Origin of the sequence: Yokenella regensburgei (assembly GCF_003634235.1) — a bacterium.
Taxonomy (GTDB): domain Bacteria; phylum Pseudomonadota; class Gammaproteobacteria; order Enterobacterales; family Enterobacteriaceae; genus Yokenella; species Yokenella regensburgei.
In genome coordinates this window covers 16,962-32,287 of the sequence record NZ_RBIZ01000003.1, presented here as the reverse complement: position 1 = coordinate 32,287, position 15,326 = coordinate 16,962, and the positions used below count along the sequence as shown (strand labels likewise).

Sequence of the window (15,326 nt, the reverse complement as noted above, 5' to 3'; positions counted from 1 at the left end):
CGTTTCGCCCGGAGGTTGATATAGCGTAGCTGATATCAGATGTTGGACGGCAGGCACCTTTTTGTGCGTCATTCGAAGTTTATGTAGCACGTCCCGAAGGGGCTGACATAAGAAGGTGAATGAGCCACTGCGCAGGATTATGCACTATACGTGCCACATTACAAAACAATTTATTAACATCATGATATATATGTATTTTATATCAAATTCAGCAAATCAATGAAGAGATTGATTTTTAATCAATGCGTCGCCAATTAGCGACGCTTATAGACGCACAATTATAATATAAATAAAAACAACAAGTTATATGTCGCAAAATAGAGACACTCATTTTCTGCCGATGTCGCAATTTCCCGACAGTGGTTTCGCTTAAGCATCACAAATACAAAAGCCCCTGACCAGGTCAGAGGCTTTTGTCTTCCAGGAGGCTATTAGCCCAGCTGTTTACGTGCGTTGCGGAAGATACGCATCCACGGGCTGTCTTCGCCCCAGTTTTCCGGGTGCCATGAATTTGCCACGGTACGGAATACGCGTTCCGGGTGCGGCATCATCACGGTGACGCGGCCCGTTTCGCTGGTGACCGCGGTGATGCCATTCGGGGAACCGTTCGGGTTCGCCGGATAGGTTTCTGTCACGTTACCGAAGTTATCGACATAGCGCAGCGCCACCAGCCCTTTGCTTTCGAGCGCGGCGAGATGTGCGCCATCGCGTACTTCTACACGCCCTTCACCGTGAGAAACGGCAATCGGCATCTGTGAACCGGCCATCCCCTGCAGCAGCAGAGACGGGCTGTTGGTAACTTCCACCAGGCTGAAGCGTGCTTCAAAGCGGTCGGAGTGGTTACGCACGAAGCGCGGCCACAGCGAACTGCCCGGGATCAGTTCACGCAGGTTAGACATCATCTGACAACCGTTACACACACCTAACGCCAGCGTCTGCGGACGATGGAAGAAGGTTTCAAACTCGTCGCGCACCTGGCTGTTGAAGAGGATAGATTTCGCCCAGCCCTCGCCTGCGCCCAGCACGTCGCCGTATGAGAAGCCACCGCAGGCCACCAGCGCATGGAAATCACTAAGACCGGTGCGCCCGGCCAGCAGGTCGCTCATGTGAACGTCGATGGCATCGAACCCAGCGCGGTGGAACGCCGCCGCCATTTCAACGTGTGAGTTCACGCCCTGCTCACGCAGAACCGCGACTTTCGGACGTGCGCCGCGGGCAATATACGGTGCCGCAACGTCTTCGTTGATGTCGAAGGTGAGCTTAACGTTCAGACCCGGATCGTTGTCATGGCGTTTGGCTTCGTGCTCCTGATCCGCACACTCCGGGTTATCACGCAGACGCTGCATCTGCCAGGTGGTTTCAGCCCACCACATACGCAGCGTGGTACGGCTTTCGCTGAACACCGGCTGACCGTTGGCAGTAAGGGTGAAGCGATCGCCCGCCACCGCTTTACCGAGGTAATGAACGTTGTTCTGCAGGCCATGGGATGCCAGCAGCGTTTCTACCGCTTCGCGATCCGCCGCCCGCACCTGAATCACCGCCCCCAGCTCTTCATTGAACAGCGCCGCCAGACGATCTTCACCAAGCGCGGCAATGTCGGCCTCAACGCCGCAGTGACCGGTGAAGGCCATCTCGGCAAGCGTCACCAGCAGACCACCGTCAGAGCGGTCGTGGTAAGCCAGCAGCTTACGCCCGGCCACCAGCGCCTGCATGGCATCGAAGAAACCTTTGAGCTGCGCCACGTCGCGCACGTCGGCAGGCTTATCGCCCAGCTGGCGGTACACCTGCGCCAGCGCTGTTGCGCCCAGCGCGTTGCGACCGTTGCCAAGATCGATAAGCAGTAAGGCGTTGTCTTCAGTGGCAAGCTGCGGCGTAACGGTACGACGCACGTCTTCAACGCGGGCAAATGCGGTGATGACCAGCGACAATGGTGACGTCATCTCGCGCTCTTCAGTGCCTTCCTGCCAGCGGGTTTTCATCGACATCGAGTCTTTACCCACCGGAATGGTCAGCCCCAGCGCCGGGCAAAGCTCTTCGCCCACCGCTTTAACCGCTTCATACAGACCTGCATCTTCGCCCGGGTGACCCGCGGCGGCCATCCAGTTGGCAGAGAGCTTAATACGTTTGATATCGCCAATCTGCGTCGCCGCAATGTTGGTCAGTGCTTCCCCCACCGCCAGACGGGCAGAGGCGGCAAAGTCGAGCAGCGCCACCGGGGCTCGTTCGCCCATCGCCATCGCTTCGCCGTAGTAGCTGTCGAGGCTTGCGGTAGTCACCGCGCAGTTGGCTACCGGTACCTGCCACGGCCCGACCATCTGATCGCGCGCCACCATGCCGGTAACGGTACGGTCGCCGATGGTGACGAGGAAGGTCTTCTCGGCCACCGCCGGGAGATGCAGTACGCGATTAACCGCGTCAGCCACGGTGATGCCTTTTCTGTCAATCTGCTCGCCTTTTGCAGCAAGCGTGGTGACATCGCGGGTCATCTTCGGCGTTTTACCGAGCAGCACATCAAGCGGCATATCGATAGGCTGGTTATCGAAGTGGCTGTCGTTTAGCGTCAGGTGCAGTTCTTCCGTCGCTTCACCGATCACCGCGTACGGCGCGCGTTCGCGTTTGCACAGCGCATCAAACAGCGGGAGCTGGTCGGCTGCGACCGCCATCACGTAGCGTTCCTGGGATTCGTTACACCAGATTTCCAGCGGGCTCATACCCGGCTCATCGCTCAGGATGTCGCGCAGCTCAAAGCGGCCACCGCGCCCCCCGTCGCTCACCAGCTCCGGCATCGCGTTAGACAAACCGCCCGCACCGACATCGTGAATGAACAGGATCGGGTTGGCGTCGCCCATCTGCCAGCAGCGGTCGATAACTTCCTGGCAACGGCGCTCCATTTCCGGGTTGTCGCGCTGCACGGAAGCAAAATCGAGATCGGCGTCGGACTGGCCGGAAGCCATAGAAGACGCTGCACCGCCGCCAAGGCCGATGTTCATCGCCGGACCACCGAGGACAATTAGCTTCGCGCCCGGCGGGATGTCGCCTTTCTTCACGTGCTCAGCGCGAATGTTGCCGATACCGCCCGCCAGCATGATAGGTTTGTGGTAGCCGCGCAGCTCTTCGCCGTTATGGCTGGTCACCTTCTCTTCATAGGTACGGAAATAACCGTTCAACGCCGGACGACCGAATTCGTTGTTGAACGCCGCGCCGCCCAATGGACCTTCGGTCATGATATCGAGTGCGGTAACGATCCTCTCCGGCTTACCAAAATCTTCTTCCCACGGCTGTTCAAAGCCCGGGATACGCAGGTTAGACACCGAGAAGCCCACCAGGCCCGCTTTTGGCTTGGCACCGCGTCCGGTCGCCCCTTCATCGCGGATTTCACCGCCGGAGCCCGTCGCCGCACCCGGCCACGGCGAAATAGCCGTCGGGTGGTTATGCGTCTCCACCTTCATCAGAATGTGCGTCGGCTCCTGATGGAAGTCGTAGCGCCCGGCTTCGTGGTCGGCAAAGAATCGGCCCACATCAGAACCTTCCATCACCGCGGCGTTATCTTTATAAGCGGAGAGCACGTGCTCCGGGGTTTTCTCAAAGGTGTTCTTAATCATTTTGAACAGCGACTTTGGCTGCTCTTCGCCGTCGATAATCCAGTCGGCGTTAAAAATCTTGTGGCGACAGTGCTCAGAGTTGGCCTGCGCAAACATATACAGTTCGATATCGTTCGGGTTGCGGCCCAGCTTAACGAAGGCGTCCTGCAGGTAATCAATTTCGTCTTCCGCCAGCGCCAGCCCCAGGCGCACGTTGGCATCCACCAGCGCCTGACGCCCCTGACCCAGCAGATCGACGCTGGCAACCGGAGCCGGCTGATGATGAGCAAACAGGCTCTGCGCCGCTTCCAGAGAGGTAAAGGTGCTCTCCATCATCCGGTCGTGTAGTTCTGCGACCACCGCATCCCACTGTTCCGTGCTGAGCGTCGAGGCTTCAATGTACCAGGCAACACCGCGCTCCAGACGAGCAATTTGCTCCAGTCCGCAGTTGTGGGCGATGTCAGTTGCTTTGGAAGACCAGGGGGAGATAGTGCCAGGGCGAGGGGTAACGAGCAGCAGCTTTCCTGAAGGAGTATGGCTGCTAAGCTTCGGGCCATACTGAAGCAGACGCTCCAGTCGGGAGAACTCGTCACCGGAGAGCGGAGCGCTAAGCTCGGCAAAATGGACATATTCAGCATATATATTGCTTACCGGCAGATTGGCGGCCTGGAAGCGCGTCAGCAGTTTGTTGATACGAAATGCAGACAGTGCAGGCGAACCACGCAGAATTTCCATCATTAAGTCTCTCGTCTTCTGGGTTTCAGTGTACGCAAGGGGAAAACGGGCGCCATTATAGAGGATCCTGGGCGGCTACGTAACCGTTTGCGTCGAAATAAAATCAGGCTGTCATTTTGACAATTGGTGTGACTAATCCCCGGAATAAGTTGCCAACTGTCTTATTGTTAAGCAAAATGCCGTCCACATGACTCTCACTCCCAGGCCATCACTATGGTAACTGCTGACTGACGACACTTCAGCGCAGAGAATTAACTAATTGAAAAAATTAAAGATTAATTATCTGCTTATCGGCATTGTTACACTGCTGCTGGCAGCGGCCTTATGGCCTTCTATCCCCTGGTTCGGCAAAGCCGACAACCGTATCGCCGCTATCCAGTCGCGGGGGGAGCTGCGCGTCAGTACCATCGTCTCTCCCCTCACCTGGACCAACATCAACGACAAAGACTCCGGCCTCGATTACGAGCTGGCCCGACAGTTTGCGGATTACCTCGGCGTGAAGCTGAAAGTGACCGTACGGCAAAACATCAGCCAGTTGTTTGACGATCTCGACCACGACCGGGCCGATATGCTGGCCGCGGGGCTGGTGTATAATGTTGAGCGCCTGAAAAACTACCAGGCCGGTCCGACGTATTACTCCGTTTCCCAGCAGTTGGTCTATAAGGTGGGGAACTACCGCCCGCGCTCGCTTGAGAACGTGACCGCGCAGCAGTTGACCATTGCCCCCGGCCACGTGGCGATCAATGATTTGCAGGCGTTGAAAGAGAAAAAGTACCCGCGCCTGTCGTGGACCGTGGATGACAAACGCGGCAGCGTCGCGTTAATGGACGACGTGATAGAAGGTAAACTCGACTACACCATTGCCGACTCCGTTGCCATCAGCCTGTACCAGCGAGTGCATCCGGAACTTGCCGTCGCACTCGACGTCACCGACGAACAGCCGGTCACCTGGTTTACGCTTCGCAGCGAAGACAATACGCTTCCGGCCGCCATGCTCGACTTCTTTAATAACATTAATGAAGACGGTACCTTAGCCCGCCTTGAAGAGAAATACCTCGGTCACGGAGACGGGTTTGACTACGTCGATACCCGCACCTTCCTGCGGGCGGTAGACAGTACCCTCCCCGACCTGCGACCGATGTTTGAGAAGTACGCGCAGGAGATTGACTGGCGCCTGCTGGCGGCGATTTCTTATCAGGAATCACACTGGGATCCGTTAGCAACCTCTCCAACCGGGGTTCGCGGCCTGATGATGCTGACCAAAAATACCGCACAGAGCCTGGGGCTGACCGATCGTACCGACGCCGAGCAAAGTATCAGCGGCGGAATGCGTTATCTGCAGGACATGATGACCAAAGTGCCGGACACCGTACCGCCGGATGAGCGGATCTGGTTTGCGCTGGCGGCCTACAATATGGGTTACGCACATATGCTGGATGCCCGGGCGCTGACGGCGAAACAAAAAGGGAATCCGGACAGCTGGGCGGAAGTGAAGCAGCGCCTGCCGCTGCTCAGCCTGAAACCGTACTACAGCAGGTTAACCTATGGCTACGCTCGTGGACACGAGGCTTACGCTTACGTTGAGAACATCCGTAAATACCAGATAAGCCTGGTCGGCTATCTGATCGAGAAAGAGAAGAAAGCGGAGCAGGCCATGCGGATTGCGCAAGATTATCCTGCGGTATCGGTAGAGGAGCTGAATCAGAGAAGCGCCGGGGTGCTGCCTTTCCTGTCGCTATTCCCGGACGAACATTCGGGGCAGATCCAGGTGAAAGTGCCCAATATGATCGTGGACGTGCCGCGTCACTGATCCCCCGCGGCGGGATCTGCCGCCTTCTTCAGCGCTTTTTTCTCCGCCCGACGCTGGCGGAAGAAATCACTCAGCATTGCCGCACAGCTTTCACTCAGAATACCTTCAACAATCTCTACCCGATGATTCATTCCCGGGTGATGCAGGACATCCATCAGCGAACCGGCCGCGCCGGTTTTAGCATCTCGGGCGCCGAATACCAGGGTGCCGATGCGGCTGTGTACCATCGCCCCGGCACACATTACGCATGGCTCAAGAGTCACATACAGGGTGGTATCGGTGAGACGGTAGTTTTGCAGCACTAAACCGCCCTGGCGCAGCGCCATGATTTCGGCATGGGCCGTCGGGTCGTGACGACCGATCGGGCGGTTCCAGCCTTCGCCAATCACCTGATTGTTGTGCACCAGCACCGCGCCTACCGGAACTTCACCCTCTTCCCAGGCTCGCTTTGCCAGCCCCAGCGCGTGGCGCATCCAGTATTCATGGTTCAGTTCATTGTCGGACACGTCTCAGGCACTCCAGAAATTTTGGCGGGGCGCATTATACACAATCTTCCCTGAATAATTCGGCTTGAAGTATCACGGGTGATGTTATTCCAGCTGTTGCAGCTCACCACGAGGCGTGATCCGCCAGCGGTGCTGACAGAAAAAGAGTAGCGGATTATCCTGATTGCTGTCGCTGTAGCCGCTGTAAAGCTGCAGCGGAGCGCCGATTTTACGCTCCAGCTGTGCGACCTTCTCGTGGCCAAGGCAACGCATAGTCAGCACCCAGCCACCGCATTTGCGCTCAATCTGGCTGGCGATGAGATTCACGCGCGGCAGCCATGGGGTATCAAAATAGACCTGCTCCACCAACGGCTGCGGCGAACCGGTAATTAACCAGACGTCGGCATCGGACTCGGTCAGATAATTGGTCAGCCGGGCATGCACCTGCGGGAAGGCGACGACGTGCTGGCGGAACCAGTGAACGAACTGCGCTTCTTTCTTCTTCAGGCTCGCCTCGCTATGGCCGAAGGTGCTGGCCCACAGCAGCAGACTCATTGGCCAGCGCGCAGCGCGACCCTGGCATAAAAGCCCCAGCAGAATGACCGGCAAAAGCGGGATCACCAGCAACAGGTTAAGAGGCTGCCGACGAAGCAGATAGCGCATAAAGCTGCCGAACATATCCTGCTGATGCAGGGTTCCATCAAGATCGAAAAACACAACGCGACGCATAGGACGGCTCAAACTCCATTGCTAAATCAGTTTGCCAGGATTGAAACACATCCTGGCATAGTTAACCTCACATTTGCGCAAACGTAACACAATGTCATTATTCTTGTTTATCCCTTATAATCGAATAAAAAATTCTGACAGGCACGATCTGTGGAGCGTCAATGAATTGTTTAATCCGCATCCGGCAGCGCTATCCGAGCCTGGCGCAGAGCGATAAAAAGCTGGCGAATTTTATCCTCACCCAGCCTGACCACGCGCGTCACCTCAGCTCTCAGCAGCTGGCCGCCGAGGCTGGCGTCAGCCAGTCCAGCGTCGTCAAGTTCGCCCAAAAATTAGGCTTTAAAGGCTTTCCGGCGCTGAAGCTGGCACTGAGCGAAGCGCTTGCCAGCAACCCGAATCCGCACTCGGTGCCGGTGCATAACCAGATTCGCGGCGACGATCCGCTGCGCCTGGTGGGTGAAAAGCTCATCAACGATAACGTGGCGGCAATGCATGCCTCACTCGACGTGAATACCGAAGATAAGCTGCTGGAAAGCGTCGCGCTTCTGCGCAATGCCCGCCGTATTATTGTGACCGGCATCGGCGCATCGGGTCTTGTTGCACGCAACTTTAGCTGGAAGTTGATGAAAATTGGCCTCAACGCGGTGGCAGAGCAGGATATGCACGCCCTGTTGGCGGTGGTTCAGGCAATGGATCCTGACTCTCTGCTGGTGGCTATTTCCTACTCCGGCGAACGTCGCGAGATCAACCTTGCCGCCGATGAAGCGCTACAGGTAGGTGGAAAGATTCTGGCGATCACCGGCTTTTCTCCTAACGCCCTGCAGCAACGCGCCAGCCACTGTCTGTACACCATTGCCGAAGAGCAGGCGACGCGCAGCGCCGCTATCTCCTCCACCAGCGCCCAGATGATGCTGACCGATCTGCTGTTTATGGCGCTGGTTCAGCAGGATCTTGAACATGCGCCGGGACGCATTCGCCATAGCGAAGCACTGGTGAAAAAACTGGTCTGAACAGAGAATGGGCGTATAATGCCCGCCCTGTTTGTGTTGTTTCTGAGAAATTCCTGATGGCGCTGTTAATCACCAAAAAATGCATCAATTGCGATATGTGCGAGCCCGAATGCCCGAATGAGGCAATTTCGATGGGCGAGAGCATTTATGAGATTAACAGCGATCGCTGCACGGAGTGCATTGGGCATTACGAAACACCCACCTGCCAGAAAGTGTGCCCGATCCCCAATACCATTCTGAAAGATCCGGCACACGTTGAAAGCGAAGAGCAGCTATGGGACAAGTTTGTCGTGCTGCACCACGCCGATAAAATCTAATTTTCGATAATCACCGTCGCACAGGCGTAGTGACGTTCATCCGCCAGGGTAACATGCAGGCTGGCGACACCTAAACGTTCTGCCAGCAGCTTTGCCTCTCCCCACAGACGCAGCTTCGGTTTACCCAACTCGTCGTTGTAAACTTCAAACTGATTGAACGCCAGCCCGTTGCGAATGCCGGTACCGAAGGCTTTCGCCGCCGCCTCTTTCACCGCAAAGCGCTTTGCCAGAAAACGCACCGGCTGCTGATGCGTTTCCCAGATTTGCCACTCATTGTCGTTCAGTACGCGTCTGGCGAGGCGATCGCCACTTCGGGCGATCACCGCTTCAATACGGGCAATTTCAACGATGTCGGTGCCGAGGCCCAGAATCGCCATTATTGACGGGCTTCCAGCATCAGGCGCTTCATTTCAGCCACAGCGTCTTTCAGGCCGCTCATCACCGCGCGACCAATGATGGCGTGACCGATATTCAGTTCGTGCATTTCCGGCAGCGCCGCTACGGCTTTCACGTTGTGGTAGGTCAGGCCATGTCCGGCGTTAACCTTCAGGCCCAGGCTTGCGGCATAGCGAGCGGCACGAGCGATGCGAGCCAGCTCCTGCGCCTGTTCGGCGTCGGTTTTGGCATCGGCGTAGCAGCCGGTGTGAATTTCAATGTACGGTGCGCCAACGTCCGCAGCGGCTTTAATCTGTGCCTCATCGGCATCGATAAACAGTGACACAAGGATCCCGGCGTCGGCCAGGCGCTTGCAGGCATCACGCATTTTATCGAGCTGACCGGCAACGTCGAGGCCGCCTTCCGTGGTCACTTCCTGACGCTTCTCCGGAACCAGGCAGCAGAAATGCGGTTTGGTTTCGCAGGCGATCGCCAGCATCTCTTCCGTGACCGCCATCTCCAGGTTCATACGCGTGTCGAGGGTCTGGCGCAGAATGCGGACGTCGCGATCGGTGATGTGACGACGGTCTTCACGCAGGTGCACGGTGATACCGTCTGCACCTGCCTGCTCGGCAATAAATGCAGCCTGCACCGGGTCTGGATACGCAGTGCCGCGCGCGTTGCGCAGGGTGGCAATATGATCGATGTTGACGCCTAACAGTAATTCAGCCATGACAATCCTCGAATTTTTCATTTTGGTTTTGGTGCATCCTGTTCCTTCACCCGCAGCGCTGGAGTGAACTGCCGAAACAGCTCCCGGCTTTTCAGCGGTTTGCCGCCAAGCCAGGGTTTTAGCGCCATGCGCGTAAAGCGTTTCGCCGCGCGCAGGGTGTCGGTATCCGGAAACTCGCGGCTGGCGAGTGCCTTTAAATGGTGCCCGGTAAACGTGCTGTTATCAATGACCACACTGGCAATAAAGCCTTTTTCTTCACGATAGCGGTAGGTCATGGTGTCTTCCACCGGCTCACCGCTGCCCGCACAGTGCAGAAAATCAACGCCGTAGCCAAGGTGCCCAAGCAGCGCCAGCTCAAAGCGACGCAGCGCCGGCTCCGGCGAACCGCTGACACCCGCCAGGGCCTGGATACAGTACAGGTAATCGAAGAAGAGTTCAGAGAAGCGCGTCTCTTGTTCGAGCACGCGAGAAATGAGTTCGTTGACGTATAAGCCGCTGTAGAGGGCAATGCCGGTCAGCGGTAGTGCCAGAGAAACGGCTTCGGCACTGCGCAGGGTTTTGACTTCACCGCGCCCGCCAAAGCGAACGAGTAACGGCGTGAAGGGCTGTAAGGCGCCCTTCAGATTTGAACGTTTTGAACGTGCGCCTTTTGCAACAAGGCGCACGCGACCCGACTCTTCCGTGAAGACGTCCAGCATCAGGCTGGTTTCGCTCCAGGGACGACTATGCAGGACAAAAGCGCGCTGCCAGCCTTCCATCGGGGTTTACTTAGAGGTCGTCTACGTAACCGAGACTGCGCAGCGCGCGTTCGTCGTCGGCCCAGCCAGATTTCACTTTCACCCACAGTTCGAGGTGAACCGGCGCTTCGAACATCTCCTGCATATCCTTACGGGCTTCAATACCGATGGTCTTTATCTTGGTACCTTTGTTACCAATAACCATCTTCTTCTGCCCTTCGCGCTCAACGAGGATCAGGCCGTTGATGTCATAGCCACCGCGTTCGTTGGTCTGGAAACGTTCAATTTCAACGGTAACAGAATACGGCAGTTCAGCACCGAGGAAGCGCATCAGCTTCTCACGGATAATCTCAGAGGCCATGAAGCGCTGAGAACGATCGGTGATGTAGTCTTCCGGGAAGTGGTGAATCGCCTGCGGCAGATGCTTACGCACGATGTTGGCGATGGTATCCACGTTCAGTCCGCTTTCTGCTGAAATCGGTACGATATCGAGGAAGTTCATCTGGCTGCCGAGGAACTGCAGGTGCGGCAACAGGTCCGCTTTTTCCTGCACGTTATCCACTTTGTTCACCGCGAGGATAACCGGCGCTTTGCCTTCACGCAGCTTGTTCAGCACCATTTCGTCGTCTGGTGTCCAGCGGGTACCTTCCACTACGAAGATAATCAACTCAACGTCGCCGATAGAGCTGCTGGCCGCTTTGTTCATCAGGCGGTTGATAGCACGCTTCTCTTCCATGTGCAGACCCGGGGTATCAACGTAGATGGCCTGATAAGCCCCTTCCGTGTGGATCCCCACGATGCGGTGACGCGTGGTCTGCGCTTTACGGGAAGTAATGGAAATCTTCTGCCCAAGCAGTTTGTTCAGTAAGGTGGATTTACCAACGTTAGGGCGACCTACGATGGCAATAAATCCGCAATATGTGTTTTCGTTTTCGTCGCTCATTCCAGCTCCAGTTTTTTCAGCGCCTGTTCGGCGGCAGCCTGCTCCGCCTTGCGACGGCTGGAACCGGTACCTACGACGGGTTCACTCAGGCCACTGACCTGGCAGTGGATAGTAAATTCCTGATCGTGTGCTTCGCCACGAACCTGCACCACCAGATACGACGGCAGCGGAAGATGGCGACCCTGCAAATATTCCTGCAAACGGGTTTTCGGATCTTTTTGTTTATCGCCCGGGCTAATTTCGTCCAGACGGGTCTGGTACCAGGAGAGGATCAGTTGCTCGACGGTCTGAATATCGCTGTCAAGGAACACGCCACCAATTAAGGCTTCTACGGTATCCGCCAGAATCGATTCACGACGGAAGCCGCCGCTCTTCAGTTCGCCAGGCCCTAAGCGCAGGCACTCGCCCAGTTCAAACTCGCGGGCAATTTCTGCCAGCGTGTTGCCGCGAACCAGCGTTGCGCGCATCCGGCTCATATCGCCTTCGTCGACGCGCGGGAAGCGGTGGTACAGCGCGTTAGCAATGACATAACTTAAAATGGAGTCACCGAGAAATTCCAGGCGCTCGTTATGTTTACTGCTGGCACTGCGATGGGTTAATGCCTGTTGCAATAACTCCTGATGATGAAAAGTGTAGCCCAGCTTCCGTTGAAGCCGATTAATTACGATGGGGTTCATGCGATACCAATAAATGAATGCGTCAAAAATGCAGCACACGAAACCGACCTGAAAATAAAGAACCAACGCGGTTTCGTGTGCCGTGGCTCCCGAAGGGGAGACAACCTAAAGTTTCGGGGGAATATTCTATACGTAACCGTGGGGGATGTCGTTAGTTCGGAGGGATATATATCTTAAATAATTCACGTTGCCGCCTTTTTGACGGCAACGTGAACGTTAAGCGATGGATTAATGGATACCGCCAATGCGATTCAGACGAACGCCAGTCGGCCATTCACCCTCTTGCTTGTCGAAACTCATCCAGATACCAACCGCTTTACCCACCAGATTAGCTTCCGGGACGAAGCCCCAGTAACGGCTGTCGGCGCTGTTATCGCGGTTATCACCCATCATGAAGTAGTGTCCCGGCGGAACAATCCAGGTTGCCAGAGGCTGTCCTGGCTGCTGGTAGTACATCCCCAGCTGGTCCTGCGCGATTGGCACCGTCAGAATGTTGTGAGTCACCTCACCCAGCGTCTCTTTACGCTGGTTCAGACGGATACCGTTCTCTTTGCTCTCGCCTTTTGGCAACTGCCAGAATCCACTGGTTGCTTCTCCGCCGTTACGACGAGCGAAGGTCTGTACAAAATCGCTCGGCTCCACGTTGGAATACGTCACCGGCAGCGCGTTGCCACAGGCCTGGCCTGAAAGGCAGCCTGGCTGGATAGTCACTTCCTTCGCCACCGGATCGTAGCTCACTTTATCGCCCGGCAAACCGACTGCACGCTTGATATAGTCGAGACGCGGATCTTCCGGATATTTGAATACCACGATATCGCCGCGCTTCGGATGACCGGTTTCGATGAGCGTCTTCTGGTAGATAGGATCTTTAACGCCGTAAGCAAACTTCTCAACCAGAATGAAATCACCAATCAGCAGGGTTGGCATCATCGAACCTGACGGGATCTGGAAAGGCTCATAGATAAATGAGCGCACCACCAGTACGATCGCCAGCACCGGGAACACCGAAGCACCGGTTTCCAGCCAGCCCGGTTTCGGGCTCACTTTCTTCAGGGTTTTCTTGTCCAGCTGATCGCCGGTTGCCGCCTGCGCCGCGGCCTGACGTTCGCGGCGTTTCGGTGCGAAAATGAACTTATCCAGGCACCATAACAACCCCGTCACCAGGGTTGCGATCACCAGGATTACGGCAAACATGTTCGCCATGCCAACTCCTTATTGGTTATTTACCGTCTTTACCGACGTGCAGAATGGCGAGGAATGCTTCCTGTGGCAGTTCGACGTTACCGACCTGCTTCATTCGCTTCTTACCGTCTTTCTGTTTCTGCAGCAGCTTTTTCTTACGGCTCACGTCACCACCGTAGCACTTAGCCAGTACGTTTTTACGCAGCTGTTTCACGGTAGAACGAGCAATGATGTGGTTGCCGATGGCCGCCTGAATCGCGATATCGAACTGCTGACGTGGGATCAGTTCTTTCATCTTCTCAACCAGTTCACGACCGCGGTATGGCGCGTTGTCGTTGTGCGTGATCAGCGCCAGCGCATCCACACGCTCGCCGTTGATCAGTACATCGACGCGCACCATGTTGGACGCCTGGAAACGTTTGAAGTTGTAGTCCAGCGACGCATAACCGCGGGAGGTGGACTTCAGACGGTCGAAGAAGTCGAGCACCACTTCCGCCATCGGGATTTCGTAGGTCAGCGCCACCTGGTTACCGTGGTAAACCATGTTGGTCTGAACGCCACGCTTCTCGATACACAGGGTGATCACGTTGCCGAGGAATTCCTGCGGCAGCAGCATGTGACACTCAGCGATAGGCTCACGCAGCTCATCAATGTTATTCAGCGGCGGCAGCTTGGACGGGCTGTCTACGTAGATAACTTCTTTGTTGGTGGTCTGCACTTCATACACTACGGTCGGCGCCGTGGTGATGAGATCCAGATCGTATTCACGCTCCAGACGCTCCTGGATAATCTCCATGTGCAGTAGGCCGAGGAAGCCACAGCGGAAGCCGAAGCCCAGCGCCGTCGAGCTTTCCGGCTCATAGAACAGAGAGGCGTCGTTCAGGCTGAGTTTACCCAGCGCATCACGGAAGGCTTCGTAGTCATCAGAGCTTACCGGGAACAGACCCGCGTAGACCTGCGGTTTCACCTTTTTAAAGCCCGGCAGCGCTTTGTCAGCAGGATTACGTGCCGTGGTCAGGGTATCCCCCACCGGCGCGCCCAGGATGTCTTTAATCGCACAAACCAGCCAGCCTACTTCGCCGCACTTAAGCTCGGTACGATCGACCTGCTTCGGCGTAAAGATGCCGAGACGATCGGCGTTGTACACCTGACCGGTGCTCATCACCTTAATTTTGTCACCCTTACGCATGGTGCCGTTTTTAATACGCACCAGGGAGACAACGCCCAGGTAGTTGTCGAACCAGGAGTCAATGATCAGTGCCTGCAGCGGTGCATCCGGATCGCCTTCCGGTGCCGGGATATCGCGGACGAGACGCTCAAGAACGTCCTGTACGCCAACGCCGGTTTTCGCAGAGCAACGCACCGCATCGTGAGCATCGATACCCACAATGTCTTCAATCTCTTCCGCTACGCGATCGGGATCGGCGGCTGGCAGGTCAATTTTGTTGAGAACCGGAACCACTTCCAGATCCATTTCCATCGCGGTATAGCAGTTGGCCAGGGTCTGGGCTTCTACGCCCTGTCCTGCGTCAACCACCAGCAGTGCGCCTTCGCACGCCGCAAGGGAGCGAGAAACTTCATAAGAGAAGTCCACGTGGCCCGGGGTGTCGATAAAGTTAAGCTGATAAGTCTCGCCGTCGGCGGCTTTAAAATCGAGTGTCACGCTTTGCGCTTTGATGGTGATGCCGCGCTCGCGCTCCAGGTCCATGGAGTCGAGAACCTGCGCTTCCATTTCGCGATCAGAAAGGCCACCGCAAATCTGAATGATGCGGTCAGACAGCGTCGACTTACCGTGGTCGATATGAGCAATGATCGAAAAGTTACGTATGTTCTTCATATATTAATTATTTATGCCTTACGAATACCTGGAGGCCGCTGTACTGTGCCTGACGTTTTGTCGTTCGAAAACGCCGCATTCTACACTACATCACCACAACCAGGAAATGCTCTTACAGTCAGGTTAGCGGGAACAACAGATGGTGTCAGAAGCGGGTAGTAAAAACTCATAAAGC

13 protein-coding genes are annotated in these 15,326 nt (G+C 56.0%); 3 read left to right on the top strand and 10 right to left on the bottom strand.

What is annotated here, in order from left to right:
* Positions 1-431: 431 nt before the first annotated feature.
* Entirely contained in the window at positions 432-4,319 is a 3,888-nt protein-coding gene (purL, locus tag C7387_RS00205; RefSeq protein WP_120815807.1) for a phosphoribosylformylglycinamidine synthase, read from the bottom strand.
* Positions 4,320-4,575: 256 nt separating this feature from the next.
* Between purL and mltF the strand changes: the two genes are divergently transcribed.
* On the top strand, positions 4,576-6,126 hold the full coding sequence (gene mltF, locus C7387_RS00200) for a membrane-bound lytic murein transglycosylase MltF (RefSeq protein ID WP_006821207.1): 1,551 nt from the start codon (positions 4,576-4,578) through the stop codon (positions 6,124-6,126).
* On the opposite strand, the gene tadA is transcribed toward mltF, so the two are convergent.
* Both tadA and yfhb read right to left on the bottom strand, forming a co-directional pair.
* The gene (gene tadA / locus C7387_RS00195) at positions 6,120-6,632 is read right to left on the bottom strand and encodes a tRNA adenosine(34) deaminase TadA (protein ID WP_038254982.1); all 513 of its coding nucleotides are present in this window, start codon (positions 6,630-6,632) and stop codon (positions 6,120-6,122) included. The two genes, mltF and tadA, sit on opposite strands and share 7 nt — an antisense overlap.
* A gap of 84 nt (positions 6,633-6,716) precedes the next feature.
* Positions 6,717-7,340 (bottom strand): phosphatidylglycerophosphatase C, encoded by a 624-nt coding sequence (gene yfhb / locus C7387_RS00190; RefSeq protein WP_420855479.1) that lies wholly within the window; start codon positions 7,338-7,340, stop codon positions 6,717-6,719.
* 161 nt (positions 7,341-7,501) lie between these two features.
* Here yfhb and C7387_RS00185 point away from each other — a divergent pair, with 161 nt between their 5' ends.
* Entirely contained in the window at positions 7,502-8,350 is an 849-nt protein-coding gene (locus C7387_RS00185; RefSeq protein WP_006821210.1) for a MurR/RpiR family transcriptional regulator, read from the top strand.
* 56 nt (positions 8,351-8,406) lie between these two features.
* On the top strand, positions 8,407-8,667 hold the full coding sequence (locus tag C7387_RS00180; protein ID WP_006821211.1) for a YfhL family 4Fe-4S dicluster ferredoxin: 261 nt from the start codon (positions 8,407-8,409) through the stop codon (positions 8,665-8,667).
* On the opposite strand, the gene acpS is transcribed toward C7387_RS00180, so the two are convergent.
* The 7 genes from acpS to lepA form a co-directional block, all read right to left on the bottom strand.
* Complete coding sequence (gene acpS / locus C7387_RS00175; RefSeq protein ID WP_006821212.1) at positions 8,664-9,044, bottom strand: holo-ACP synthase; 381 nt, start codon at positions 9,042-9,044, stop codon at positions 8,664-8,666. The two genes, C7387_RS00180 and acpS, sit on opposite strands and share 4 nt — an antisense overlap.
* A complete protein-coding gene (pdxJ, locus tag C7387_RS00170; RefSeq protein WP_038255009.1) occupies positions 9,044-9,775 on the bottom strand; it encodes a pyridoxine 5'-phosphate synthase in 732 nt (243 codons plus the stop codon). Before pdxJ ends, acpS begins: the two co-directional genes overlap by 1 nt.
* Positions 9,776-9,792: 17 nt before the next feature.
* On the bottom strand, positions 9,793-10,533 hold the full coding sequence (recO, locus tag C7387_RS00165; RefSeq protein ID WP_006821214.1) for a DNA repair protein RecO: 741 nt from the start codon (positions 10,531-10,533) through the stop codon (positions 9,793-9,795).
* Between the two features lie 10 nt (positions 10,534-10,543).
* Positions 10,544-11,455, bottom strand: coding sequence for a GTPase Era (gene era, locus C7387_RS00160; RefSeq protein WP_006821215.1), 912 nt, complete (start codon positions 11,453-11,455; stop codon positions 10,544-10,546).
* Positions 11,452-12,132, bottom strand: coding sequence for a ribonuclease III (rnc, locus tag C7387_RS00155; RefSeq protein ID WP_038255011.1), 681 nt, complete (start codon positions 12,130-12,132; stop codon positions 11,452-11,454). The genes era and rnc overlap by 4 nt, the downstream gene beginning before the upstream one ends.
* Before the next feature lie 228 nt (positions 12,133-12,360).
* Entirely contained in the window at positions 12,361-13,335 is a 975-nt protein-coding gene (lepB, locus tag C7387_RS00150) for a signal peptidase I (RefSeq protein ID WP_006821216.1), read from the bottom strand.
* 16 nt (positions 13,336-13,351) lie between these two features.
* Positions 13,352-15,151 carry a translation elongation factor 4 gene (gene lepA, locus C7387_RS00145; RefSeq protein ID WP_006821217.1) on the bottom strand — a complete coding sequence of 600 codons (1,800 nt, stop codon included), beginning with the start codon at positions 15,149-15,151 and terminating at the stop codon, positions 13,352-13,354.
* Positions 15,152-15,326 lie beyond the last annotated feature (175 nt).